Below are 25,114 nucleotides of genomic sequence, written 5' to 3'. Positions count from 1 at the left end.
AGTCAGTCATGTTCCTTTCCAATGTTAATAAGGTCTCTCAGTTAGAGTTCACTGGTTATGAAAAAACGTCGTTTACCCATTCCACTTATTTTGCTAATTCCAATTGTGCTATTAGGTTTGGTTGTGATTGCAGGAATCTATCGTTTTAGTCTGAGTGATGAAGATATATTGCAGAAGTTCCCTCAACATGCGGTTGTAAGTAATGCCATCGTATCTCAAGTCTTTGGCGTTAACTCAAGTAATCCACTCACCATTCAAGTGCCGGAAACGAATGCCTTTGCGTTTGTTAATTACCTCAATGAAAAGAACCAAAAAGCGATTGGCCAGTATGATGATGGTAAGACACGCGGTAATATCCTCATTGATGTAGAGCTATTACGATCATTTCCCCTTGCTAAAGAACCACTTTTCATTGCCCCGTTTGTGGTATCAAACCAGGGCACCGGCGTTTTTCACTATCTTGCTCTGTTTCGATATGACGCAATGAGAGATCGAATGATCCTTGCTGACTACGCATTTTTAGGAGACAGAATCAAAGTCGAAGCGCTCACTATTGTTGCTCAGCTTGAAGATGATCTTGCTGAAGGAGTAACAACGAAAGAACAACTTATTGCCATTGAGCTTCTTACTAGAGAGCCTGATCAGGCGATGGCAACTGCTGCTAAACTGGAAACCCAAAACTTTTATCAGGTGAGCGATAACTATAACTTAAAATTGGTGTTACCTAGCGAAACTGAGGCGCCTTTATAACCGATAGCTTTCTGATACCCGCTTTTGCTAATACTGAGAATGTTCAATGTTTTATGACGCTCAAATTCAGGAAAAACTGTCGGTATGAATAGTTTTCAATATTGTGATATCACTTTTAAATTCTTGTTAAGTAAGTGCTTACTATGAGTGTTAAGTAATATTACTAACCAATGGATAACACAGTTTTGCACGTCATTTGCTTTACTCAGATGACATTTTGATGAGAAACTTTTAATCTAACCGACAGATATATTATTCAACGTGGAATTTTTTGTGAGTTCAAATTCAATTGTAAGCCGATACTCTGCGCTCTCTAAGCGCAAAAAAATGTTTGTGATCAGCTTACCTATCTTCGCTTTAATCTTATTGTCATCGACAAATTCAAAATCACTGCAAAGATCCGTTGAGCTCTCTTTATCGAGCTCTCAAGCGGTTAGCGATATGTTTGATGGCGAGGTGGATATCGTTGATGTGCCTGATTTTGAATACGTTATCCAGCAGGGCGACAATCTAAGCTCTATTTTCGCGCAGCTTGGGTTCCGATATCAAGATATGATGCGAATTATGGAGACGGACTTAAACTACCTCGCGTTAGACACATTAAAACCTGGCAATACACTTCGCTTTTGGCAGGGTGAGCAAAGCTCTGACCTCGCTAAAATGGAGTTGGAATTTAGTATTGTTGAGCAGGTTGTCTATACACAGCTAGAAGATGGTGACTACGCTTTCGAGGCGATTCGAATTCCAGGTGAGTGGATTGAATTTCCAATTGTTGGTGAAATTAATGGCAGTTTCTCACAATCTGTTAATCGAGTTGGTTTAGGTAGCTCTGAAATTGAACAAGTCGTTTCTTTACTGAAAGATAAAATTAACTTTTCACGTGATTTAAGAGCAGGTGATCGCTTTGAGATTGTCCAGTCAATGCAATACGTGGATGGCGCTTTGACCGGTAATCGTGAAGTCAAAGCGGTGAAGATCCATAATCGCGGTCGAGAAGTTTCTGCTTATTTGCATATTGACGGGCAGTACTATGATAATGAAGGAAATAGCTTACAGCGGGCTTTTCAAAGAAAACCGGTTAATGGTTCATACCGTTTAAGCTCAAGCTTTAACCCTAAGCGTTTACACCCTGTTACGGGGCGAGTGTCTCCACATAACGGTACTGATTGGGCAACGCCAACGGGCACGCCAATTGTCTCTACTGGCGATGGTGTTGTTGTGATGACTCGGAATCACCCTTATGCTGGTAAGTATGTTGTAATACAGCATGGCAGTACTTACAAAACTCGCTATTTACATTTGAGCAAAATATTGGTGCGAAAAGGACAATCGATAAGTCGAGGTCAGCGTATCGGCTTATCTGGTAGTACAGGCCGTGTGACAGGTCCCCATATACACTATGAACTGATGATTCGTGGGAGAGCCGTTAATGCTATGACCGCTAATATACCAATGGCAAACTCAGTGCCTAAGAAAGAAATGGCCGGTTTCGTTGCTAGACGTGATGAGCTAGATTCTCTGTTGAGCGAACAATCGTCAGAGTTGGCGCTGAATTAACCCTGTTTGGTTAAGCTTTGCAAAGGTGAAGGTTTGACTAAAATTTAAAGCGACATTAAGACCCGTCTTAATGTCGCTTTTATTTTTCTTAAGCAATAAACATGGCGTTAGAGTGAGAAGTAAATCAGCATCACTGGTGAAGACCGAATTATGCAGATTTAATCGCCCCCTTATGATTTACGGCATCGTAGTAATTATTCACAATAGCAATAGGAACTTCAGGTCGAGAAAAGTAGTAGCCCTGAATTTGAACACAACCCATTGAATAGAGTTTCTCGAGTGCTTCAATCGTTTCTACGCCCTCTGCGACGAGTGCAACATTCAATTGCTCAGCTAATTGAATAATCAATCTCACTACTCGCTCCGACTTTTTATTATCAAGCATGTTGCGAATAAACGTAGCATCAATCTTTATACAGTCAATTGGATAGGTATGTAGGTAGTTTAGGCTTGAATAGCCAGTACCAAAATCATCCAGTGCTATGGTAAAGCCAAAATCTCTTAGCTTATCTAAGATAAGTTGTACGTCATCGCCTCGGGTAATTAACACCGTTTCGGTCAATTCAATAACAAAGTCATGGGCATCAAAGCCGTAACTACTGATGGTACTTGTTAGATGTTCGATGTAACGTTCAGCACCATTTAACTCATGGGCAGAGCAGTTAATACCAAGTTTAACCTTATGGCCAAATCCTTTTTCAAGCTCCATTTTTGCTTCGCAGGCCAGTTGAACAATACGCTCCCCTAGCTCTATGATTAATCCAGATTGTTCGGCGGCCTCAATGAACTCCACTGGTGAAATTGTACCCAAGTGTTCACTATTCCATCTAGCAAGAATCTCAAAATATCGCCAATGTGTTGAATGTTTATGAACAATGGGTTGGGCGGCGACAAAGATTTCGCTGGGCTTATCTTTAGGTTTAGACAATTCTGTTCTTAGCGCATTAATGACTTGGGTTTTTCGATGATAGATAGCGCTTAGTTGAGTGTCGTAACAACGTATTTTTGTGCCTGTCGCCTTCTTACAATCTTTCAGAGCAAGACTTGCATTGAGCATCATCTGTTCTGCTGTTAGCACTTGGTCTTGCGTTCTTGTCATACCGATGCTGACTGAAATAGAGACGTCATGTGACGGATCTTTATAGCCTTGCTTCAAGGTATGAATAATGTCATGACAAACTCGAATTGGGTCGGTGGCATAGGTTATAAAAGCAAACTCATCACCTGCAATCCTAAAACCAAGGTTATGCTCTGAAATTGCATCGCTAATCACGGTAGCAACAAACCGAAGTATTTGATCTCCGGTATAGTTTCCATGTAGATCGTTGATTGATTTAAAATTGTCGACATCAAGGTAAATCAGGGTAAAGGGTTTTGATGACGACTGACTAAGAATTTCCAAACGGTCAGATAAGCAACTACGATTACACAGGCCTGTGAGGCTATCATGTGACACTTCATAACTCAGTTGACTGACCAAGCTATCTGAACGTTGGGCTAGCCATTTTGCTCTTAAGCTATGGACGATAATGTTGGCAAATAAACAGTGGTAAAACAGAAGCTCTCCAGGATCCTCAATCTCTGTATCGAAGGTTGAGAGTAGGACGCCTAATGTCTCACCCGTATGATTTTTCAAAGCAACGCCAATATACCCGCGTAATTGATTTTCTTGGATGTAACTATCAAGAGGAAATTGTTCGCGAAGGTTCTCTGTAAAAACACAATAGGCGGTATCCGATTGTCCAACGAGTTCACAGGGCGTATTGGTAAGCGCATAGTTGAAACTTGGTTGGATGAATTTATCTTGCGCGTAGGAGAGGGTTTTCGCGTTATAGTGCAGTTTATCGAGTTCTATAATACAAGTTGAGAAGCTCTGAAATTGTTTATGCAACTTTAGAGCAACATGATCGAGCAGAGCTGAGCCTTCCATAAGCAAGGTGTCGTTGACATCATCTAAGCCTATAGCCCCCGTGTTTTCAAGCCTCATAGCCATATTGAGATCTCACGTTGTGGTGACTTTTATCTTTTTATAATGAGTATATGCACTTAGACACTATGGTTCAGATCACGGTTTTTTGCAAATCAGAATAGGTCCATTCAAGGTGAAGATTTTATTAATTTTTGATGAATCATCATGTTAATTAACAAAAATAATTTGCCTTATTACGTTGGCGTTTTTCTTGCACGTGTTTTCCCCTGTAAGTGTGGAAACCCCACGTAAAGCCAAGCTATAGCTTGTTGAGTGTTTCCAATTTTCCTCTTAGGTAGTTAATAAAGAGTTCAGTACGTGTGTGTTGATATTCCAATTTTGGGTAGTAAGCGAAGAGAGTACCTTCATCAACGGTAATATCGGGGAGTACTCGGACTAAAGCGCCAGAATTAAGCTCCTCTTTGATCATGAAGTTATTGGTTAATAGCACCCCCATACCACTTTTTCCGGCGTAGAACAGCGCTTCAGGGTTGGTTGTAGAAAAGTTTCCCGAAAGATGCAGACGTTTATTTCGTGATAATGTGACTTCTCTATTTGGCTGATCGCCCCATATAAGGACGTTATGATCCGTCAGATCATCAGCGTTTTCGGGTTTGCCATACTTTTTTATGTAGCTCGGTGAGGCGTAAAAGCCGGCCTGATGGGAGAAGAGTGGCTTTGCTATAAAGCTTAATGAGTTGAGTTGCTCGATCTCTCGGCTGATAAAGAGGTCAAGGCTAAGCTCTGGAAGTTGTCCTGGGGTGGTAGTGATCAATTGAATTCGAATATCTGGATATTGCCGTAAAAACTCATCAAAGTGCTGAACGAGGAACTTAGACCCAACCGCTAGAGACGCCCCAATTTTTAGTAGGCCGACAGGTGCTTGATTAATACTGCGTGTTTCATCAACGATCGATTGCCAGCTATCAAGTTGCGCTTTGGAGCGTTGATAAAAAAGTGCTCCTGCTTCAGTTTGAGTGACTGACCGAGTCGTTCTTAGCAGAAGTTGAACCCCAAGTCGTTGCTCTATTGAGTGAACGCGCTTACTGATGGCTGAACTGGTGGTATTCAGCTTCATTGCCGCTCCCTTGAAACTGCCTTGGTCAACAACTTGAATGTAGCTTCGTATACCTTCGATCCAATCCATTCTATCCAATCCACCTTTTATTTCCTAACAAGATGTAATCTATTTCCAAATAGAGGAATTATCAAGTAATGGTTGCCAATGTAAAATAAGGGTATGAAAAAAACAGACGTTCTAAAATTGAATAAAGCACAGGTATTCAACAAAAAACCTTCATTTAATAAGGTGCCTTCGTTTAACAAGGTACCGATGTTACTTGCCATTATGATCATCGCGACGGGTCAAGTGGGTGTGAGTATTTATCTCCCCGCGTTACCCGCGATCAGCGAATCACTTTTGGTGAGCCAAGCGCAGGTTCAAACGCTGGTCACTTTATTTTTGATAGGCTTTGGTGCCTCTCAGTTATTTTATGGGCCACTGTCTGATGCCATTGGGCGACGTCCCGTATTTCTGTTTGGGCAGGGTATCTACCTGTTAGGCACGGTAGTCTGCTTTCGTTTTTCAGATCAATTTGAATGGTTAGAAATTGGACGATTGTTACAAGGGCTTGGAGCCGGTAGTGCCTCGGTATTAGGGCGTAGTGTCCTGCGCGATAGCTACGAAGGGGCACAGTTTACTAAGGCATTGTCGTACCTTTCGATTACGGCTTCAATTTTGCCTATCGTTTCACCAGTGATTGGTGGTGCTATCGCCTTTCATTTTGGTTGGCAGGCTGTCTTTAGTTTTGTTTTGGTCTATTTGTGCGCTATCTATATTTTAGGTTGGCTAATACTGCCAGAAACGCTGCCTTATAAAAAGAAGTCGTTCAACGCTCACGTGATTATTAAAAATTATGCGCGACTGTTGGTTAACCCACAGGTCATTAGTAGTGCGAGCTATAACTGGTTTACTTATCTCGCAGCGGTAGTCACTTTATCCATTCTCCCCTTTATTTTACAAAATCAGCTGGGACTAACGGTTGCAGAATATGGTGCCATTATGATCATACCGTCTGCAGGGTTATTAGTCGGGTCAGTAACACTGAATATTCTGACACGTTATTATTCGGTGAGTCGGTTATTGAGCTTATCATTTTTGATCATTGCGCTTTGTGGTGTATGGCTTAGCATAATGCCTTTGACTCTTTTCAATGTTGTAAGCGCGTTTACTTGTTTAACGGTCGCTCAAGGGCTTTCTTTCCCTTTGTCTATTCGGTTACTCCTATCGCCTCATAAACACCAAGCTGGCGCGGTTTCTGCCCTTTCAGGTTCTATTCAAATGGTATTGTCGGGTGTTTTCGGTGGTTTTCTCGTTCAGTCATGGGTTACCGACCATCATGAATTAGGGTATTTCTACATGACTCTTGCCGCCATCTTATCTACCGTTCTATTTTATAGTAACAAATGTTCATGGAATGGAGAGCGTCCTGAGCCTAGTGTTTCTGTTGCTTAGTGGTTTATCTACTTCATATTAAAGATACTATTTTATAAGGAGGCTATGTAATTGAGCCGCCACCATGAAGGGTATACAATGTGCTCAATATTTCGATTAAAAACCCTTGGTGAAAATAGAATGCAACATAGCGAATTTGAAACGTTGGTCCAGAATCTGTGTCAACTAGATAGCCTTCCAAAGGCACTTGAGATGCTTAAAGATGACGTAAATGCCGATATAGCAGAAGTAGCAGCATCACTCACAGGTCAATTTGCGTTGGCTGAGGTAGAGGGGGAGTCACGTATCTATCATGTGACTGTTGAAGAGAATGAACAAGGTGAAGCAGAGGAATTTGTTGAGCATGTGATGAATGAAGGTGATGACATCATTAAGTTTGTTGCTTGGTTCTTTGACGCTCAATTTGGTATGAAGCAGAAAGAAACCTATCAAGTTGCAGGAAAAACTTACCGCCAACCTAAGCGCAGTAAGTAAATCCTAAGCTAACTGAGTTGATAAAAAGCCCCTTTATGATCTCGCACTCATAAAGGGGCTTTTAGTTTGAATGGATGATTCAAATCGCGTCAATACTAAACCTAGCTAACCAACCGAAGAGGTATTGGTACTCATACTAATAACGTTGTCAGGAATATGGTTTAGGTTATGCTCCTTTAGCCATGCCTCTAGGTTATCAGCTCCACCAATGTAGTGACTGTTTAGCCATATTTGCGGCACCGTGACCGGGGTCTTTTCTCCGATAATGGCTTTTACCTCTGGGATCATGCGATAAAGTGCCGCACTATCTTTAACTACATCGTAATAGGTGTACTCAACGCCTGCCTCATCAAGTAGCTGTTTGGCCTTCACACAGAAAGGGCAGCTCTTTTTACCGTATACGATATTACCTTTTAGCGTATCCCGTTTAACCCACTCTTGAATAACCGACTGAACAAGAACGCCTCGATTGAGTGCTTCCCCTTGGCTCACAACGTTGCCTTCTATAACCAGAATAGGGGCGTGCCACGCTCCAAGCCTTAATGGTTCCCACCAGTGAGATAACCAGTCTTTGATTTCAAGTTCAATAGGCACACCATTTAATTCATTCTCGAAGGTATCGTGAAGGATATCTTTGGTTAAGGTGCATTCTCCACATGGGATATTTACCTTGAATGGGCCCCAACTTCCGCCCCAACGATACAGTGTGATTTTGATAGGTGTGGTCATAACTTCATCCAATTGGCCTGTGTACTCTAATAGAACGGGTTATCTAAATATAAATTTCATATAAATTAATATAAAAATACGAGGTTTCTAAGGTTTAAAGCGTCGAATTGACAGGTGGTATGGTGATCTTAGCTGCTTATTTAGAATTTTAGAAATAAAAAAGACCGAGCGAACGCTCGGCCTTGTCTTTAAGATTGGGCTATAAAAAAGACTGTCGTTAGCAGCGCTAGCGATTAGAAGTCGTAACGTGCACCTAGGCGAAGTGTGTCGTCAGCGTTTTCTAGTTGGTCGAACTCGTAAGCGACGTAAGTGCGGAAATTGCTGTTGAATTTGTAGTATGCAGCAAGTTCGAACATATCAACTGTATCAAATGTAACGTTTGCCACTTCTTGTTCCGCAAAGCCATACAGGGCAGCAACAGAGAATTCAGAGGTGATTTTATAAGAAGCTGCAAGCTCGTACGCTGTGAACTCAACATCTTTTTCGACATCGCCAGCAGAGAAAGTACCCGCTACGTAAAGGTCTTGGAAGGTGTAACCGATACCCGCAAGAATTTGGTTGCCTTCTGAGTTATCTTCACTTCCCTTGTCGTTAGAAGAGTAAGCAAGACCTAGATCTAAGCCCATAGGTAGTGAGTACATACCCGCTACAGAATAAGCATCGTTGTCTTTGGCGCTGTCAGCTTGGTAAGTTGCTTCTACTTGAAGAGCATCAAAGCTGCCGCGGTATGCAAATACGCTGTCTTCTTTATCAGATGAAGCACCAATGTATTGCTGAATACCAGAGAACTCTGTGATATCAGTCATGTCAGAGACAATAACCGCTGCCATGTCTTGGCGACCGACTGAGAATTTACCGATGTCTGTGCCGATACCTGCATATAGGTAACGGTTAGCAAAGCCAGTATTACCGCCTGTTTTTTGTTCGCCTTCCCATACGCCAAACGCTGATAGCCCATCAGAAATCTCAGTAGAACCTTTCACATTTACACGAGCGCGAGAGCTGTCTTTCATTGTGCCCTCAACAGAATCAGTAAAATCACCACGGAACTCCGCACGGCCACCCACTGAAAGCTTTGTACCGTCTGCGTTGTAAACTGTTGCAGCTAGTGCTGAACCAGACATTAGTGCAGAAAGAACTGCTGACGCGATTACTGCTTTTTTCATCTTAATTACCTTTATAAATATGAGAGCTATATTGCTCGTCTTAATAAACTGTCTTGCGGTAGTGCAAGTAAGTGCTTGGTTGCCAAGTAAGTTAGTAGAGAAAAATGACGGTTTAATTTCTAACGGATGACATTTTGGTGTCACGAGGCTAAAAGTGAAAAACGTGGACTTGCTAAGTGTGTTTAATTGCATACTGTTATCAATTAATGAGGTTGTGACTGAGCCGTTTAAAAGTGAGGGGTGCAAAAGGAATGAGTGTCACATTTACCAAGCATCAAGGAGTTAGAGTAATAAAACAGTATGCAAAATTCGCCTATTTGATAAGGTACTCATTATTCCCTCTATGAATGATTGGCATGGTTTAGTGGTTTTATTTCTATATATTGCTTATAAAAGCGTGATTTAGATCGCCTCGAGTGAGGATGTTTCAACTTGTAACCCACTTCACGTTTTTTGGTTGAGGTGAGATATTACTCGTAAGTTAATGATTATCCTTTGATTATATTAATTTAGAAGTGGTTTTTTTTGTTTTATATCATTTTATGCAACTTTTTCCGTTTGGCTAGGTACAGTCGATGCACTTGTTAACCAAGGTGTAACACCACTACTGGTGATGCATCGGGTTGTCAGTGGACAAATCAAACGTATATATGGACTTTAAAATGAATAAAAAATTTCTAGCTGTAGCAATTGCTGCTTCTACATTCGCTGCTCAAGCAGTTGCTGTTGAACTTTACAACAACGACGGTACTACTTTCGCAATGGGCGGCCACGTTTCTGTTAACCTTAATGGTTCAGAGCAAGGTGATACTGATGTTGGTACTAACTCTCCACGTATTAACTTTACCGCAACTCAAGACCTAGGTAACGGTTTTGTTGTTGATGCTCGTGGTGAATACGCGCTGAACTACCTAACTAACGGTGGCAACGCAATGTCTACTCGTCTAGGTTATGTTGGTCTTACTCACGAAGAGCTTGGTCGTACAGTTGTTGGTACTCAGTGGGCACCTTACTACGATGTAGCTGGCGTAACTGATATGCCAATCGCGTTTGCCAATGACTACTTATACGCTGGTGCTGATTTCGCTAAAGTTGGTCTGACTCGTGCTGATAACATGGCTTCTTACCGTAACGGTTTTGACCTAGGTGATGCTGGCGCACTAAACGTTGGTGTTGCATGGCAAGGTGCTACTGAAGGCGAAGTTTACGCTGAATATAAAGACCGTGTTCAAGCGACTCTTTCATACGAAATCATGGGTGCTTCTGTAGGTTACGCTTACAGCACTGGTGATGTAGCTGACTCTGGTTCTAAAGGTTCTTTAGACCTTCATACTGTTTCTGCATCTTACGGTTCATACGGCAACGGTCTTTACCTAGCTGGTGTTTACACTATGACTGAAGATAAAAATGTAGTTCGTGCTGAATCTGATTCATACGAGCTACTTGCTGCTTATGCACTTGCAAACAGCTTAAACTTCAGCATCAACTACGAAACAAATGAAGCTAAAGACCTGATCGATAATTCTAAAGCGACAACTCGCGAAGAGCTAGCTCTTCAAGCTGAGTACAACTTCGCTTCTAACATCGTTGGTTACACTGGTTACCAGTTTGACCTAAACGACAAAGATTTCTCAGGTGCTAAGCAAGACACTGATAGCAAATGGGTTATCGGCGCACGTTTCTACCTATAAGCTTCTCGCTTAAAGGAAAGAACGCTGTAACAGCTTAATGTTACTTTGATAATGAAAACGCTCTCTATTTATAGGGAGCGTTTTTTGTCGTCTAAAGAAAACGTGCTTAGGTGTCGAGCTAAAAAAAATTGGTTACTGATTAACGGGTGAGTGCCATCATTTCATAACTTTGAGGGGGTGATCTTAGTTTTACATTTAAGTCATTAAAACAGGCTTCGTTGTTATTTTTATCATCACTATATCGGTTATTATCTGCGCTCAGCTTTTCTTCTCTCTTTTCAGCCTATCAATGGAATAAGGAATCTCATGCGCTCAATACGAATTGATGATAAGTCGGTAACCCCTTCAAAAATCCTCTGTATTGGACGTAACTATCTCGAGCATATTCACGAGCTTAATAACGCCATTCCTGAAGAGATGGTGGTGTTTAATAAACCTAATAGCGCCATTACCTCAAGACTTTATTCAGGCGCTCGCCGAACCGGTGGTCTGCAATTTGATGAACGAGATACCATTCACTATGAAGCTGAAATCTGTTTTTTAATCACTAAAGGGCAGTACAGTGGCGTCGGTATTGGTCTTGATCTCACAAAGCGCGCTCTGCAATCTCAGCTCAAGTCCAAAGGTTTACCATGGGAGCGAGCAAAGAGTTTTGATGATTCTGCTGTGTTTAGCCGTTTCGTTTCTATACGTGATGTTAATATCCATCAGCTTGAAGTGGAATTGTTTATCAACAGTATGCGAGTTCAAGTTGGGCAAGTTGGTGAGATGATCTATTCTCCCGCCACCATTTTGGCCGAGCTTAAGAGTTACACCACATTGTGCGATGGTGACATTGTGATGTCTGGCACGCCTAAAGGCGTTGGTGAAGTGCATCAAGGCGACATTTTTCTAGCTCGCCTAAAATGTGCTGATACCACCTTAGTTGAGATTGAGTGGGTAGCCGAGTAACACGGTTTACCTAACAATACAATTTATCGTTTAAGACTGTTTATCGAGTAGCATTATTTATAAAGTAACAACTGTTAAAAGTATCGATGCTCGATCAATCAAGTCATTCTCATGGCTCTCCTAAAGCAAGTAACGTTAATTGATGGGCATTTATCAATTTATCCATCGTCTGTTGTGCTTGCCTTTGTTTCACTTCAAATATCTCGTCGTCATGGATAGGCTCTATGACCTCGTAATAGCACTTGAGTTTTGGTTCGGTCCCTGAAGGTCGAATAATGATTCGAGTGTTCTCTTCTAGGTAGTAAATCAAAACATTAGCGCAAGGTAGGTTAAGTACTTCTGTTGCCCCTCCGGTAATAAACCGCAGTGACTGGTTAAGATCTTCATAGGCTATGATTTGTAAGCCTGCGATATGGGTTGGTGGATGTGCACGGAGTTTTTCACACACATCAATACTGTTATTGGAAAAGTAGATGCTTTGTTGCTCAGTTAGATAATAATCATACTGGCGATAGATCTCTTCAAGCCGTTGCCAAATAGTTCGATTGTTCTGTTTCAACTGCTCGGTTAATTGTGCAAACATGACGAGAGCCGATAGGCCATCTTTGTCGCGAACTAAAGGTCCAATGCAGTAGCCATTTGACTCTTCATAGGAAAGCAGGAAGTTAGATTGATACTGAGGGTGTTGCATTGCCATGTTTGCTAGCCATTTAAACCCAGTCAATGTCTGGTAATATTCGGCGTCGTAATTGAAAGCGAGCTTCTTAAACAGTGTTGATGAAACGACGGTGTTTCCGACAAAAGGTTTTGTTGGAAAGTTAATTGCACGATCATCGCGACAAGCTTGAAATTTTTTGAAGAGATAATCTGCGAAAAGCACACCAATTTGATCGCCAGTGAGTTTCTTATAGCCGCCTTGGTTTAATTGCACGGCAACCGCAAAGCGATCGGCGTCGGGATCGTTGGCGCACGCAATATCAGCTTCAATTGAATCAGCAAGTTCAATGACCGCATCCATCGCCCCTTTTTCTTCTGGATTTGGAAAATCGAGACAAGGAAATTCTCCATCAGGTTGATGTTGTTCTGCGACACTCATAACGCCTTTAAAACCCGCTTGTTTAAGCATTGTCATCGCTAGCGATCCACCAACCCCATGAAGAGCGGAATAAGCAATGGTGACATTACACGCCTCTATATCGCGGTGAAAGAGATCTTGGTCAAGGATACAAGACTGATATAAGTCGATGTAGCTCTCGTCAAGCCACTCTAATAAATCGTGTTTCTTTGCATCATCGAGAGACATAAGCGGGATTGGTTTAAAAGTCGCAAGATCAATCTCATAGGCGATACCAGAATCATGAGGAGGAATTATTTGTGCGCCATTCTCCCAGTAGACTTTTAACCCGTTATAGTCGCGAGGGTTATGGCTTGCCGTTATTACCACCGCGGCGGCGGCATGCAAACGTTGAATTCCAAACGCGACGACAGGAGTTGGTATCTCGTTAGAGGTTAAGTACACTTTTATGCCAAGCGCCGTTAATACAGATGCACAGTCGTGAGCAAACTGCTTTGAATCTACTCTGCCATCGTAACCAATGATCACGCCACGCTTGTTTGCATTGGTGACTTTTGAGACTAAATAGTGGCCTAACCCTGTGGCTGTTTGTTGAACCACGAGTCTGTTCATTCTATTTGGGCCACAGCCTACTACGCCTCGTAAACCAGCAGTCCCAAACTTCAAACGCCCGTCAAACCGTGCCTCTAATTCGTCATACATTTTTTCATCAATGAGGTATTGAAGCTCTTCTCGAGTCTTTGGGTCCGGATCACTCATTAACCATTGAGTTACTCGCTCCAACATATAGTTCTCCTTATTGTTAATAAGCTCCGACATTTGATGCTTCATTTTTAGTTTAGGTGATAAGTGATTTATAGCACTTTGTTGTTGGTACTTTCTTGCACATTTCAAAATCACTAACTAGCATCATTAACATAAATATAACAAATCATATCGAAATTGCTGTTTATAGGACATTTTCCCAATTCAATAGATGAATTAGTGAAGGCTAATTTAGATTGAGCACCAAGGCTGGAAATCGCAAGATTTAAGGTGTGTGGGCACAGGAGAAATCTTTTGAGAAGACTATCGGCCACGAGTTGGCAATTGAGTAGTGTTGCGCTGCTCTCTAGTGTTGCATCGAGCGTTTTAGCTGAATCAACCGATGCACCAAAATCAACAATGAATATGACCCAAGGGGTGACTGAAATCAGCCAAAAAGTCTATGACTTACATATGCTGATTTTCTACATTTGTTGTGCGATTGCCGTTGTTGTATTTGGTGTCATGTTCTATTCCATCATTAATCATCGAAAATCTAAGGGTGCAGTTGCCGCTCATTTTCATGAAAGTACCAAAGTCGAAATTATCTGGACGGTGATTCCTATCATTATATTGGTGGCTATGGCGATCCCCGCCACGAAAACCCTAATAGCGATGGAAGACACTTCTCAGTCGGATCTGACGGTTAAAGTGACAGGTTCACAATGGAAGTGGCACTACAGCTACTTTGGTGAAGATGTGGAGTTTTTTAGTCTGCTTGCCACCTCGCAAAAAGAAATTGAAGGAATAGAAGAAAAGGGCGCGCATTATCTCTTGGAGGTGGATAATCCTCTTGTGGTTCCAATTAATCGTAAAATCCGGTTCCTATTAACGTCTGACGATGTCATCCATTCGTGGTGGGTGCCTGACTTTGCCGTTAAAAAAGATACTATTCCGGGCTTTATCAATGAGGCCTGGACGAAAATTGATAAACCGGGCGTGTATCGTGGCCAGTGTGCAGAGCTTTGTGGGCGAGCCCATGGCTTTATGCCAATCGTGGTTCATGCCATGGAAGAAGATAAGTACGAAGCGTGGTTAGCAGATAAAAAAGCCGAATTAGCCGCCGCTAAGAAAGAAGCAGAAGCGGCGTTAACGGCGAATCTATCGATGGACGATTTAATGCAACAAGGTGAAAAAGTGTACGTCGACCGATGTGCCGTTTGTCACCAAGCCAGTGGTATGGGTATTCCCGGTGCCTTCCCTGCGATTAAAGGCAGCGCAATTGCACTTGGCGATATCGAACCGCATATGGACGTTGTGGTAAACGGTCGATCCGGAACTGCAATGCAGGCGTTTGTTAATCAGCTAACCGAGCAAGAAATCGCGGCGGTTCTAACGTATCAAAGAAACGCTTGGGGTAATGACACAGGGGATGTTATTCAAGCGTCAGACGTCAACGCATTCAAGGAAGAATCGTCTCAATCGCAAGAGTCTAAGGAAGCAGCGCAATGAAAAAGTCTATAGAGAGTGAAATAAAATCAGCTCAAGCATCTGAAGCAGATTTGGGTAGCGCTCATGGCTCGGATCATGGCGCAGATCATGATCATCATCATGCGCCTTCCGGTATTGGACGCTGGCTATATTCAACCAACCATAAAGACATCGGGACGCTATACCTTTGGTTTAGCTTGATCATGTTCTTTACTGGCGGCGCGATGGCGATGGTGATTCGTGCTGAACTGTTTCAACCAGGGTTGCAACTTGTTGAGCCGGACTTCTTCAATCAAATGACTACGGTTCACGGGCTTATCATGGTGTTTGGTGCGGTTATGCCAGCCTTTACTGGTTTAGCTAACTGGATGATCCCATTAATGATTGGTGCGCCAGATATGGCATTGCCAAGAATGAATAACCTGAGCTTTTGGATTCTTCCTTTTGCTTTTTTAATCTTGATCGCATCCCTATTTACTGAAGGCGGCGGACCTAACTTTGGTTGGACCTTTTATGCGCCACTCTCAACCACTTATGGGCCAGATAGCACGGCACTGTTTGTGTTCTCTGTCCATATAATGGGGATAAGCTCGATCATGGGTGCGATCAACGTGATTGTCACTATTGTGAATATGCGAGCACCGGGTATGACGTGGTTTAAAATGCCATTATTCGTTTGGACATGGTTAATAACCGCATTCTTGCTCATAGCGGTGATGCCCGTTCTCGCGGGCGCGGTCACGATGATCTTGACCGATAAATACTTTGGAACCAGCTTCTTTGATGCGGCGGGTGGGGGAGACCCCGTAATGTTCCAGCATATTTTCTGGTTCTTTGGACACCCCGAAGTGTACATCATGATCTTGCCATCGTTTGGTGTGGTGTCGGCTATCTTGCCTGCATTTAGCGGTAAGAAGTTGTTCGGTTACCACTCTATGGTATACGCGACATGTAGTATCGCACTGTTGTCGTTCCTTGTATGGGCTCACCATATGTTTACTACAGGGATGCCAGTGTTTGCTGAGCTCTTCTTTATGTATTGCACCATGTTGATCGCTGTCCCCACGGGGGTGAAAGTCTTTAACTGGGTAGCCACCATGTGGCAGGGGGCCCTTACCTTTGAAACACCGATGTTGTTCTCAATTGCCTTTATTGTTTTGTTTACTATTGGTGGCTTTTCAGGGTTGATGCTTGCTATAGCCCCCGCGGATTTCCAGTATCACGACACCTATTTTGTTGTCGCGCATTTCCACTATGTCTTGGTATCGGGAGCGATATTCTCGATTATGGCCGCAGCCTACTATTGGCTACCTAAGTGGACGGGGCATATGTACGACGAAAAACTTGGGCAACTCCATTTTTGGTGCTCTGTTATTTCGGTCAACATACTCTTCTTCCCTATGCACTTTTTAGGGTTAGCGGGTATGCCAAGACGAATTCCTGATTACGCGATTCAATTTGCGGATGTGAACCAAATTGTGTCGATTGGTGGTTTCATCTTTGGGTTATCTCAACTGATTTTTGTCTGGGTTGTTATCAAGTGTATTCGAGGTGGAAAAGAAGCACCGTCGAAACCTTGGGAACGAGCTGAAGGGTTAGAGTGGGATGTTCCAAGCCCTGCGCCTTACCACACGTTCTCTACGCCACCGAAAGTTGACTAGGGAGCTTTGATATGGCGAAAGAAAATCAACCGGATGAGCCAAGTCAAAGCAAGAATCGGCCTCATAAAAAACTGACGTTAAAGCTGCTAGCAGCGACGGTGGCGATGTTTGGCTTTGGGTTTGCGTTGGTACCTATCTACGACATTATGTGTGATGCGTTAGGTATCAATGGCAAGACCAACACCGTATCGGCCGTGCAACCACAAGGCATGGTGCCTGACACATCTAGAACAGTTCGAGTTGAGTTTATGGCGCATATTAATAAAGGCATGCCGTGGAAATTCACTCCTGAAAAACGAGTGATGGACGTACACCCAGGACAAGTCATTCAAACCACTTACATCGCTTCTAATGAATCCGATACAGCATTAATTGGGCAGGCCGTTCCATCGGTATCGCCTGGCTTAGGGGCGAGTTACTTTAACAAAATTGAGTGTTTCTGCTTTAACCAACAGCCGTTAGATGGAAACGCTCAAGCTGAAATGCCACTCATTTTTTACATTGAACCAGACATCCCTGAATCTATTCATACTCTTACACTCTCTTATTCTTTGTACAACATTACCGAAGAAGGGAAAGGCGCGAATGAACTAGACGGAGAAGACTTGGCCATGCAGGCGAATGAGTCAAGTATTGCAAGGAGCAAACCATGAGTTCGAAACATCAACATTACTACGTTCCCGCACAAAGTAGTTGGCCTATTCTTGCCGCGGTAGCGCTCTTTCTGGTTGCAGTGGGTGCAGGCGTAACTGTGCAGAACTTACACGTGGGCGGTGCCGGAAGTATTTTTGGTAACGTGATTTTGACCATTGGATTTTTGGTTTTGCTGACGATATTAGCGGGTTGGTTTACCAGTGTGGTTAATGAGTCTTTGTCCGGGCTATATTCGGATCAAATTGCGCGTTCGTTTCGACAAGGTATGAGTTGGTTTATCTTCTCTGAAGTGATGTTTTTTGGGGCTTTCTTTGGTGCTTTGTTCTACGCTCGCATACTGTCGGTACCGTGGCTCGGGGGAGCAGGTAATAACCTCATGACTCATGAGGTTTTGTGGCCCGCGTTTGAGGCTATTTGGCCTCTAGAAGTCACGCCCGATGGAAGTACAACTGAAGCGATGCCTTGGCAAGGTATCCCTCTGCTTAATACAATCTTATTGTTGTTGTCGTCTATAACGCTTCACATGGCGCACATCAGCTTAGAAAAAAACAAGCGTATGGCGCTGATTGTGTGGTTAGAGATAACCATTGTCTTAGCCGGCTTTTTCTTATATTACCAAATGGTAGAGTACAGCCACGCTTACCAAGAGATGGGGCTCACACTCTCTTCTGGCATCTATGGCAATACTTTCTTTTTACTTACTGGTTTTCATGGCTTACACGTCTTTTTAGGGACGGCATTCCTAGTGGTGTTACTGGCCCGAATCGCAAAAGATCATTTTACACCTAAGGAGCACTTCGCTTTTCAAGCCGGTAGTTGGTATTGGCACTTTGTTGATGTGGTATGGCTGACTTTGTTCATCTTTGTGTATGTTTTATAAATCACACGCTCGTTAGCAAACACTAAGCGCTAGCTGAGTTAGCCTCGTTTAGCGCTCAATAAGGTCGGCTGTTTGGCTCGATAAAGCCAGTCAGTAGGGCGATAAGCAAAAGGATAACAACGAAAGCGGAGAACATCACCCGACGACCAAGGTAATGGCTCATTGAAGACCTGTTTTCTTGGTCTTCAGAGGGCTCCTTAACCATTTTTATTAGCGCTCTGGCTAAATTAAAAATGATAAAAAGCAATAGCAGGATCAGTATGATTTTAAATATCAACGCCATTATGTTTCCTATATGCATATTGTTGAAATCAATGCGTTTTTGGCTCGGCTTGTTATTAACTGTGGTTGTTTTTTCGCTTTTGGTCAAATTGGGTTTTTGGCAGTTGTCTCGTGGTGAAGCGAAGCAGGAAACTGAGTTGATGTTATCTCACAGGGAAGAGCAAGCCCCGCTACCTTTACCGCTAGCACTTGAACGCCATAGAAACGAGCCATTAACCGGGCTGAATGTCAGTTCTTATATTTCCCCTTTACCACTAGTCTCAAACGTTACTTTTCTCTTAGATAATCAAATTTATAACGGAAAGGTTGGCTACCTTGCGTATCAAGTGGTAACGGATGGAGCTGAACGATTTTTCTTATTGGAGCGAGGTTTCGTCGCTGGCACTAGGCAACGCTCTTTGCTTCCTGATGTTGAGTGGTTAAGTAAGGAACAAAATCTAATTGGAAGGCTTTATCAAAAATCGACGAATCCTTTGAGTACTGACCTTGGATTAGAGACAACGACACCATTTCGAATTCAAAACCTAAATATCCCGGAGATTTCAGAGCAATTGGGCTTTGAACTAGCGCCTTATGTATTTCAACCGAAGCAAGAAAGTTGGCCTTATCCTCAACCGTGGCAGCCTTTGCCAATGTTGTCATCTAAGCATTTTGGCTACGCAGTTCAATGGTTCTCGATGGCGTTAGCGTTTGGGGTTTTATGTGTCTATGTCTTAGTTCGCGCACTGAAAGTTGTTCAGGATAAGGCAAATGTTGAATAAGCAACTAGACTAAAAATTAAAGAGCTAAATCATAAGGATATGATATGAAGAATGCAGTTTGGCGAGGTCGGATTTTATTACTGTCGTTGATTTTTGTCTTTGCGATGCCAGTGATAAGCGCCAAGTTGATTTTGTCTAATCAATGGTACGAATCAGGTGTCACCAACCGCGGGCTGTTAATTGAGCCGTCTACGACGTTCTCTCAATTAGGCGTCGACAATCCTCTTGATAAAACCAGTTGGCAACTCGCGTACATGATTCCCGAAGTTTGTGATTCGTTCTGTCAAAAACAGCTTCATTTGCTCGGTCAAAGCTACGCAGCGTTAGGCAAAGAAAAATCACGAGTAGAACCTGTTGTATTTGTCTCCGATAAAAGTGATCCACAAGCTGTCTCTGGGCTTAAATACCAAACGATAGAAGTATCGAGTGCGTTTTCAGAACGTGTTAGCGGCTTTGAATATGTGATTGTTGACCCACTAGGGCAGTTAGTCATGCGCTATCCGAAGGCGTCAGAGGAAGAAGAGTTGGTGAGTCAGAGCAAAGGGCTGCTTGCTGACTTTAGAAAGCTGTTGAAGTTATCTCGTGTGGGATGAGCAATGCTACGCGGAGCTTATAAGTTGGTTTAGAGATAATTAAAGATATTGCGTTGAATATGTAGAGATGAAAACGGAATGGTGAATCAACATTTCATCATAAATTCACTACAGGGAGAGTATATGAAGCTAGTCATTTTGGTTCGGATTACCTTGATTTTGACCGTTTTTGTCATTTTGATGGGAGTGTACACGCGTTTGTCAGATGCTGGGCTTGGGTGTCCAGATTGGCCAGGTTGCTATGGGCAGTTAATTGTTCCAAGTGGTGACGAGATTTCCAATGCGAACGCAGCATTCCCAGAAAGAGCGGTAGAACCGAAAAAAGCGTGGCTAGAGATGATTCATCGATACTTAGCCGGAACGTTAGGGTTACTGATCTTTGCAGTGAGTGCGTTGAGTATTAAACAGAAAAAGATGAAGCCAACGCTTCCTATCTTACTGTCTGCAGTGACCGTGTTCCAAGCACTTCTTGGTATGTGGACAGTAACCCTAAAACTTCTCCCCATTGTGGTGATGGGGCATTTACTTGGCGGGTTTACTATATTGGCTGGGCTTTCCATTATGTCGTGGCGGCTGAATCATTTACGAGAGCCTATAGACCATTTGTCGATTCCTTCCTCAATACGAACACTTGCGGCTATGACTTTTATTATTGTGGTATTTCAAGTCATTCTTGGTGGCTGGACGTCTTCCAACTATGCGGCTCTGATGTGCAGTCGTTTACCCATTTGTGAAGGGGATTGGATGTCTCAGCTTAATTTTTCGGCTGCGTTTGATTTTCTTCAAGCAGGCTACAGCAACTACGAGTTTGGTGTTTTAGACTACGATGCAAGAATGACCATTCATGTTTCACATCGTATTGGTGCGATAGTGGCTACTCTTGCGGTTTTGGCTCTAGCGTACCAATGCATCTCGAGCTTCGAGCCTCAACTCAATGGTGTTGGCTGGCGATTACTGTTTGTTTTACTGCTTCAGATTGCGTTAGGAGTTAGTAACGTTCTGTTTTATTTACCGCTAGGGATTGCGGTAGCCCATAATTTAGGTGCGGCTCTGTTGCTGATCACCGTACTTCACGCCAACTTTTTACTCTGGCAGCCCAATAAGGAAATTGCGTTAGGCAAGGAGAGCACTCAATGATTAAATCACATCTATCTATCGAAGCGGACTCTATACAATCAGAGTCGATTCAAGCTGAGATTCAGAGCCAAACACGAATCGAGAGTGATACTAGCCTTCGTTCACAATGGAAAGTCTATTTAACGTTAACCAAGCCTAAAGTCATTGCCTTGATGTTACTCACGGCCGTTGTTGGTATGTGTTTATCAACCAATGGTGTACTACCGTGGCAGCCTACCTTGTTTGGTTTAATCGGCATTGGCTTAATGGCGAGCTCTGCCGCTGCGTTTAATCACCTTATTGATAGACGGATTGACGGGATTATGGCGAGAACACATAAGCGTCCGCTACCCTCTGGTGAAATCAAGGCCTTACACGTATTTACGTTTGCGTTAACTTTAGGCATAAGTGGGTTTGCCCTGTTGTATTTTGTGGTAAATAGCTTAACGGCTTGGTTGACGTTTGCTAGCCTTATCGGGTATGCGGTTATTTACACGTTGTATTTGAAACGGGCGACACCGCAAAACATCGTTATAGCGGGTATCGCGGGAGCAATGCCTCCGCTGTTGGGTTGGACGGCGATAACGGGTGAGCTGCATGCCAATGCTTGGTTGCTCGTCATGATTATTTTTATCTGGACGCCTCCACACTTTTGGGCGTTAGCAATACATCGTAAGGATGATTACGCGCGAGCGGATATCCCAATGTTGCCTGTCACACATGGGGTTGAATACACCAAAACGTCGGTGTTGTTGTATACAGTATTACTTGCTCTTGTGTGTTTGTTGCCAGTATTAGTTGGGATGAGTGGCATGATTTATCTTTCGGTTTCTCTCGTCTTAAGTGCCGGATTCATACATTCAGCATGGCAGCTAAAGGTTACGAATGATTCAACTCAAGCAATGCAAACCTTCAAGTTTTCCATTTATCATCTCATGTTTTTGTTTGCAGCCTTGTTATTGGACCACTATTTAATTTAACCTCTACGCTATATTTGTCAGTAAGTTACGTTACGATTAAGGTGAACATAATCCGAATTTTCCTGTTATGTAATTGTAATAAATTGACCATTTTGATCAGAAAAGAAAGGATTCGCTGATTTTTTCGTCAATTCCCTTTCACTCAACTTCTAGAGTCATCACAAAGAGCCCATAACACGGGCTCTTCTTGTGTGTAATTAAAAGTTTACATTTCATTGTTTATGTAAAAATCTTACAAATATTGCCTTTTTGATAAATTAATGATTGAACTTGTGTTCGTTAGTCGATAAGTTACAGGGAACAGGAAATGATTCATCGAGTAATAAGTATTGAATTTTAAAGATATGAGCTCGGTAAGTAGATAAATAGGAAGTAGTAAGCAATGTTTCAGACTGATGATGTAAGAATTAATAAAGTAAAAGAACTATTACCACCCGTAGCAGTGTTAGAAAAATTTCCAGCGACTGAAACAGCCTCTTCGACTACGTTCCAATCACGTGAAGCGATTTCAAATATTCTTCAGGATAAAGACGATCGTCTGCTTGTTATTGTTGGCCCATGTTCAATTCACGATCCAGTCGCTGCGATTGAATACGGTAAACGTCTGAAAGTACTGCGTGATGAGCTTGGTGACCGCCTTGAAGTTGTCATGCGTGTTTACTTCGAAAAACCACGTACAACAGTTGGGTGGAAAGGGCTTATCAACGACCCGTACCTAAATGACACGTTCAAAATCAACGACGGCTTACGTACTGCTCGTAAGTTACTACTTGATTTGACTGATCTAGGTATGCCGACAGCGAGTGAATTCCTAGATATGATCTCTCCACAATACGTGGGCGATCTCATTAGTTGGGGTGCAATTGGTGCGCGTACTACTGAATCTCAGGTTCACCGTGAACTTTCTTCTGGCCTATCATGCCCTGTCGGATTCAAAAATGGTACTGATGGTAATATTAAGATAGCAACTGATGCCATTCGTTCAGCAAGTGCGTCACACCACTTCTTATCTGTCACTAAATATGGCCATTCAGCGATCATTGAAACAACAGGCAACCCTGACTGCCACATCATTCTTCGCGGTGGTAAAGAGCCAAACTTCAGTGCTGATCACGTAGGTACTATTAAGAAGGAACTTGAAGCGTCAGGTCTGCCTAAGAAAGTGATGATCGATTTCAGCCATGCTAACAGCTCGAAACAGTACCAACGTCAAATGGTTGTTTCTGATGATGTTGCAAACCAAATCGCAGGTGGTGAAGATGCTATCTTCGGTGTCATGATTGAATCTCACCTTGTTGAAGGTCGCCAAGACTTAGTTGAAGGTGCTGAGCTAACTTACGGTCAGTCTTTAACAGATGCTTGTATCGGTTGGGCAGATACTGAAAAGGTTCTGCGTCAACTTGCTGATGCAGTTCAAGCACGTCGCGAAGCATAATCGATAGCTGTAAAGCTCAGTTAATATCGAACTAATAAAATGGCTCCTAAACTGGGAGCCATTTTTGTATTCACTTTATTTAAGTGAGTTAGTTTGAGTTGATGGCAATACCCACATCTAACGCATCTAACCAGTCAAGAAAACGCTTCACATCATCTCCTCGAAAGATACCGCCATGCTGTGGACACATCATATCAATGTCTAAGCGGCTGACTCTCTCAACCCAATCGTGTTTTGCTCGGTTTGATGGCATCCATCGTTTATGGAAATACTCCATTTTTGGGATATGTTCACTAAAATTTTCAACAAAAAATGGTGCGTCGGGTTTGTCCAACGCCGCTCCCACATCACCTGACATAAGAATCTTAGCTTCTGGATCATAGACAGAAAAGTTACCAGAAGAGTGCATGTAGTGGGCTGGAATAAACTGAATTTCTTGTCCGGATAGCAATACTTTACCGCCGCTATCAGCAATCCCCGAAAAGGTTATGGACTCCATACCAAAGTGACGAATAAAGGACTCCCACAACCAAGGAGTATGAAGCGTTGCGGAGGGCAGCGCTTTATCCCATAAACCGAGCGAAGAGATAATGTCTGGATCTTGGTGTGAGGCGAAAAGGTGAACGATGTGCTCAATAGGAACCTCTTTAACGACACACCCAAGCATTGCGGAGAACAGTTCTATACCACCAGGATCGAGCAAAATAGCTTGATCACGGTTTACGATCATATATTGATTGGTATCGACGATTTTTTCAGGTTTCTCTGGGTCTCGAGCAAACACTACCCATCGGTGCTGTCCATTTTCATATAGTACTTTTGATTGCATAGTTCACCCTAGCAAAAAGAGAAAAGAGTTTAAGAGATTGTAAAACGTGCTTTTGAATCGCTTCTGCAAGCTCGGTTACGCTGTCGGCTATCGTATTGAGTTGAGCTTGGTATTTTTCATCGGCTTGAGAGGCTTCCACACTCAACATGGTAGAGATGATTTGAGCAATCCTCAGCTCGTCATATAAGGTTTGGAGCATGTCATGAAGGCTCTTGGCTTCTGAACAAAATCGGTGGCTGATTTCGGTGTATTCGGAAAAATTATTTTCTCTGGCGTGATCCAGCGTAGCTAGGAACTTTGCATCTGGGTTCTTACTATAGACAAGGTCAAATCGGTCAACAGCAGAAGAGGATCGAGTTCCGGCTGTTGCTATACGACTTAAGTTTTGAGCTTTGACATTGATGGTTTGTGATGTCTCTAGGGTGACACGAACAAGGTCATCAATAGAGTCGGTAATAGGGCGAAACCCAGCGGCACTTTCTCCTGCACGTAGAGCCAGTGCCCGTGCATTACTTGCGACAAGCAACAGGCGTTTGGCAATCAACATGCCACGGTTAAGCTCAGCTGCAACTTCTGCTGCAATAACAAATACGGGTTTACTAGCCATAGTTTCCGTCAATATTCATTAACTTATAATGATTAACTATAGACTAGATATGATAAGTGCAAAGTTAAGTTATGAAATCCCTTCAATATCTATTGAACATTTCTCGTAGTGAAGAGAGTTCATAACTTTTATTTAAATTAAACCCACTAAGTTAGCGGATTAGTTACGTTCGATTTCGCTCATGTATCCAATATAAACAGAGAA

The 25,114-nt window shown here is 42.8% G+C and carries 23 protein-coding genes; 15 read left to right on the top strand and 8 right to left on the bottom strand.

Going from position 1 to position 25,114, the window contains the following annotated elements; all coding sequences use genetic code 11:
• Nucleotides 1-57: 57 nt before the first annotated feature.
• Nucleotides 58-750, top strand: coding sequence for a hypothetical protein (locus tag KP803_RS12150; RefSeq protein ID WP_248009105.1), 693 nt, complete (start codon nt 58-60; stop codon nt 748-750).
• A gap of 273 nt (nt 751-1,023) precedes the next feature.
• On the top strand, nt 1,024-2,307 hold the full coding sequence (shyA, locus tag KP803_RS12145; RefSeq protein ID WP_486679401.1) for a peptidoglycan DD-endopeptidase ShyA: 1,284 nt from the start codon (nt 1,024-1,026) through the stop codon (nt 2,305-2,307).
• Nucleotides 2,308-2,455: 148 nt separating this feature from the next.
• Here the strand turns inward: shyA and KP803_RS12140 are convergent, their stop codons facing one another.
• Both KP803_RS12140 and KP803_RS12135 read right to left on the bottom strand, forming a co-directional pair.
• A complete protein-coding gene (locus tag KP803_RS12140) occupies nt 2,456-4,300 on the bottom strand; it encodes a putative bifunctional diguanylate cyclase/phosphodiesterase (protein ID WP_248009104.1) in 1,845 nt (614 codons plus the stop codon).
• Nucleotides 4,301-4,535: 235 nt separating this feature from the next.
• Nucleotides 4,536-5,423: a LysR family transcriptional regulator gene (locus tag KP803_RS12135; RefSeq protein ID WP_248009103.1), complete on the bottom strand. Its 888-nt coding sequence runs from the start codon at nt 5,421-5,423 to the stop codon at nt 4,536-4,538.
• Nucleotides 5,424-5,609: 186 nt separating this feature from the next.
• On the opposite strand from KP803_RS12135, the gene KP803_RS12130 reads away from it, so the two are divergent.
• Together KP803_RS12130 and KP803_RS12125 are read left to right on the top strand one after the other, a co-directional pair.
• The gene (locus KP803_RS12130) at nt 5,610-6,791 is read left to right on the top strand and encodes a multidrug effflux MFS transporter (RefSeq protein ID WP_248009325.1); all 1,182 of its coding nucleotides are present in this window, start codon (nt 5,610-5,612) and stop codon (nt 6,789-6,791) included.
• Between the two features lie 120 nt (nt 6,792-6,911).
• Nucleotides 6,912-7,265: a hypothetical protein gene (locus KP803_RS12125; RefSeq protein WP_248009102.1), complete on the top strand. Its 354-nt coding sequence runs from the start codon at nt 6,912-6,914 to the stop codon at nt 7,263-7,265.
• 105 nt (nt 7,266-7,370) lie between these two features.
• Here KP803_RS12125 and KP803_RS12120 read toward each other — a convergent pair whose 3' ends face one another.
• Together KP803_RS12120 and KP803_RS12115 are read right to left on the bottom strand one after the other, a co-directional pair.
• The gene (locus tag KP803_RS12120) at nt 7,371-7,994 is read right to left on the bottom strand and encodes a glutaredoxin domain-containing protein (RefSeq protein WP_248009101.1); all 624 of its coding nucleotides are present in this window, start codon (nt 7,992-7,994) and stop codon (nt 7,371-7,373) included.
• Nucleotides 7,995-8,227: 233 nt separating this feature from the next.
• Nucleotides 8,228-9,160, bottom strand: coding sequence for a porin (locus tag KP803_RS12115; RefSeq protein WP_248009100.1), 933 nt, complete (start codon nt 9,158-9,160; stop codon nt 8,228-8,230).
• A gap of 662 nt (nt 9,161-9,822) precedes the next feature.
• Here KP803_RS12115 and KP803_RS12110 point away from each other — a divergent pair.
• On the top strand, nt 9,823-10,851 hold the full coding sequence (locus KP803_RS12110; RefSeq protein ID WP_248009099.1) for a porin: 1,029 nt from the start codon (nt 9,823-9,825) through the stop codon (nt 10,849-10,851).
• Nucleotides 10,852-11,157: 306 nt separating this feature from the next.
• On the top strand, nt 11,158-11,802 hold the full coding sequence (locus tag KP803_RS12105; RefSeq protein ID WP_248009098.1) for a fumarylacetoacetate hydrolase family protein: 645 nt from the start codon (nt 11,158-11,160) through the stop codon (nt 11,800-11,802).
• Nucleotides 11,803-11,911: 109 nt separating this feature from the next.
• Here KP803_RS12105 and KP803_RS12100 read toward each other — a convergent pair whose 3' ends face one another.
• The gene (locus tag KP803_RS12100) at nt 11,912-13,663 is read right to left on the bottom strand and encodes a phospho-sugar mutase (protein WP_248009097.1); all 1,752 of its coding nucleotides are present in this window, start codon (nt 13,661-13,663) and stop codon (nt 11,912-11,914) included.
• 318 nt (nt 13,664-13,981) lie between these two features.
• Here KP803_RS12100 and coxB point away from each other — a divergent pair, with 318 nt between their 5' ends.
• The 4 genes from coxB to KP803_RS12080 are packed head-to-tail and all read left to right on the top strand — an operon-like array spanning nt 13,982 to nt 18,307.
• Nucleotides 13,982-15,133 (top strand): cytochrome c oxidase subunit II, encoded by a 1,152-nt coding sequence (gene coxB, locus KP803_RS12095; RefSeq protein ID WP_486679402.1) that lies wholly within the window; start codon nt 13,982-13,984, stop codon nt 15,131-15,133.
• Entirely contained in the window at nt 15,130-16,773 is a 1,644-nt protein-coding gene (ctaD, locus tag KP803_RS12090) for a cytochrome c oxidase subunit I (protein ID WP_248009095.1), read from the top strand. The genes coxB and ctaD overlap by 4 nt, the downstream gene beginning before the upstream one ends.
• A gap of 11 nt (nt 16,774-16,784) precedes the next feature.
• Complete coding sequence (locus KP803_RS12085; RefSeq protein ID WP_248009094.1) at nt 16,785-17,426, top strand: cytochrome c oxidase assembly protein; 642 nt, start codon at nt 16,785-16,787, stop codon at nt 17,424-17,426.
• Nucleotides 17,423-18,307, top strand: coding sequence for a cytochrome c oxidase subunit 3 (locus tag KP803_RS12080; protein ID WP_248009093.1), 885 nt, complete (start codon nt 17,423-17,425; stop codon nt 18,305-18,307). The genes KP803_RS12085 and KP803_RS12080 overlap by 4 nt, the downstream gene beginning before the upstream one ends.
• Before the next feature lie 55 nt (nt 18,308-18,362).
• Here the strand turns inward: KP803_RS12080 and KP803_RS12075 are convergent, their stop codons facing one another.
• Nucleotides 18,363-18,590, bottom strand: coding sequence for a DUF2909 family protein (locus KP803_RS12075; RefSeq protein WP_248009092.1), 228 nt, complete (start codon nt 18,588-18,590; stop codon nt 18,363-18,365).
• A 31-nt stretch (nt 18,591-18,621) separates the two neighbouring features.
• On the opposite strand from KP803_RS12075, the gene KP803_RS12070 reads away from it, so the two are divergent.
• From KP803_RS12070 to aroG, 5 genes are all read left to right on the top strand, one after another.
• Nucleotides 18,622-19,350: an SURF1 family protein gene (locus KP803_RS12070; RefSeq protein WP_248009091.1), complete on the top strand. Its 729-nt coding sequence runs from the start codon at nt 18,622-18,624 to the stop codon at nt 19,348-19,350.
• Between the two features lie 44 nt (nt 19,351-19,394).
• Nucleotides 19,395-19,943, top strand: a complete 549-nt coding sequence (locus KP803_RS12065; protein WP_248009090.1) for a hypothetical protein — start codon at nt 19,395-19,397, stop codon at nt 19,941-19,943.
• A gap of 123 nt (nt 19,944-20,066) precedes the next feature.
• On the top strand, nt 20,067-21,080 hold the full coding sequence (locus KP803_RS12060; RefSeq protein ID WP_248009089.1) for a COX15/CtaA family protein: 1,014 nt from the start codon (nt 20,067-20,069) through the stop codon (nt 21,078-21,080).
• Nucleotides 21,077-22,039 (top strand): heme o synthase, encoded by a 963-nt coding sequence (gene cyoE, locus KP803_RS12055; RefSeq protein ID WP_248009088.1) that lies wholly within the window; start codon nt 21,077-21,079, stop codon nt 22,037-22,039. Before KP803_RS12060 ends, cyoE begins: the two co-directional genes overlap by 4 nt.
• Nucleotides 22,040-22,421: 382 nt before the next feature.
• A complete protein-coding gene (aroG, locus tag KP803_RS12050; RefSeq protein WP_248009087.1) occupies nt 22,422-23,474 on the top strand; it encodes a 3-deoxy-7-phosphoheptulonate synthase AroG in 1,053 nt (350 codons plus the stop codon).
• Between the two features lie 88 nt (nt 23,475-23,562).
• Here aroG and KP803_RS12045 read toward each other — a convergent pair whose 3' ends face one another.
• Together KP803_RS12045 and KP803_RS12040 are read right to left on the bottom strand one after the other, a co-directional pair.
• Nucleotides 23,563-24,303, bottom strand: coding sequence for an oxygen-binding di-iron domain-containing protein (locus KP803_RS12045; RefSeq protein WP_248009086.1), 741 nt, complete (start codon nt 24,301-24,303; stop codon nt 23,563-23,565).
• On the bottom strand, nt 24,281-24,910 hold the full coding sequence (locus KP803_RS12040; protein WP_248009085.1) for a chemotaxis protein: 630 nt from the start codon (nt 24,908-24,910) through the stop codon (nt 24,281-24,283). Before KP803_RS12040 ends, KP803_RS12045 begins: the two co-directional genes overlap by 23 nt.
• Nucleotides 24,911-25,114: the final 204 nt, after the last annotated feature.

The organism is Vibrio amylolyticus, assembly GCF_023145695.1.
Lineage (GTDB): Bacteria > Pseudomonadota > Gammaproteobacteria > Enterobacterales > Vibrionaceae > Vibrio > Vibrio amylolyticus.
Note: the sequence above shows the minus strand (reverse complement) of the source record. Positions and strands in the feature narration are given on the sequence as shown.

Bases quoted from the DNA above. Each gene is read 5' to 3' on its own strand.
- KP803_RS12150 (WP_248009105.1), top strand. From the start codon at position 58: ATGAAAAAACGTCGTTTACCCATTCCACTTATTTTGCTAATTCCAATT.
- KP803_RS12140 (WP_248009104.1), bottom strand. From the start codon at position 4,300: ATGGCTATGAGGCTTGAAAACACGGGGGCTATAGGCTTAGATGATGTC.
- KP803_RS12135 (WP_248009103.1), bottom strand. From the start codon at position 5,423: ATGGATTGGATCGAAGGTATACGAAGCTACATTCAAGTTGTTGACCAA.
- KP803_RS12130 (WP_248009325.1), top strand. From the start codon at position 5,610: ATGTTACTTGCCATTATGATCATCGCGACGGGTCAAGTGGGTGTGAGT.
- KP803_RS12125 (WP_248009102.1), top strand. From the start codon at position 6,912: ATGCAACATAGCGAATTTGAAACGTTGGTCCAGAATCTGTGTCAACTA.
- KP803_RS12120 (WP_248009101.1), bottom strand. From the start codon at position 7,994: ATGACCACACCTATCAAAATCACACTGTATCGTTGGGGCGGAAGTTGG.
- KP803_RS12115 (WP_248009100.1), bottom strand. From the start codon at position 9,160: ATGAAAAAAGCAGTAATCGCGTCAGCAGTTCTTTCTGCACTAATGTCT.
- KP803_RS12110 (WP_248009099.1), top strand. From the start codon at position 9,823: ATGAATAAAAAATTTCTAGCTGTAGCAATTGCTGCTTCTACATTCGCT.
- KP803_RS12105 (WP_248009098.1), top strand. From the start codon at position 11,158: ATGCGCTCAATACGAATTGATGATAAGTCGGTAACCCCTTCAAAAATC.
- KP803_RS12100 (WP_248009097.1), bottom strand. From the start codon at position 13,663: ATGTTGGAGCGAGTAACTCAATGGTTAATGAGTGATCCGGACCCAAAG.
- ctaD (WP_248009095.1), top strand. From the start codon at position 15,130: ATGAAAAAGTCTATAGAGAGTGAAATAAAATCAGCTCAAGCATCTGAA.
- KP803_RS12085 (WP_248009094.1), top strand. From the start codon at position 16,785: ATGGCGAAAGAAAATCAACCGGATGAGCCAAGTCAAAGCAAGAATCGG.
- KP803_RS12080 (WP_248009093.1), top strand. From the start codon at position 17,423: ATGAGTTCGAAACATCAACATTACTACGTTCCCGCACAAAGTAGTTGG.
- KP803_RS12075 (WP_248009092.1), bottom strand. From the start codon at position 18,590: ATGGCGTTGATATTTAAAATCATACTGATCCTGCTATTGCTTTTTATC.
- KP803_RS12070 (WP_248009091.1), top strand. From the start codon at position 18,622: ATGCGTTTTTGGCTCGGCTTGTTATTAACTGTGGTTGTTTTTTCGCTT.
- KP803_RS12065 (WP_248009090.1), top strand. From the start codon at position 19,395: ATGAAGAATGCAGTTTGGCGAGGTCGGATTTTATTACTGTCGTTGATT.
- KP803_RS12060 (WP_248009089.1), top strand. From the start codon at position 20,067: ATGAAGCTAGTCATTTTGGTTCGGATTACCTTGATTTTGACCGTTTTT.
- cyoE (WP_248009088.1), top strand. From the start codon at position 21,077: ATGATTAAATCACATCTATCTATCGAAGCGGACTCTATACAATCAGAG.
- aroG (WP_248009087.1), top strand. From the start codon at position 22,422: ATGTTTCAGACTGATGATGTAAGAATTAATAAAGTAAAAGAACTATTA.
- KP803_RS12045 (WP_248009086.1), bottom strand. From the start codon at position 24,303: ATGCAATCAAAAGTACTATATGAAAATGGACAGCACCGATGGGTAGTG.
- KP803_RS12040 (WP_248009085.1), bottom strand. From the start codon at position 24,910: ATGGCTAGTAAACCCGTATTTGTTATTGCAGCAGAAGTTGCAGCTGAG.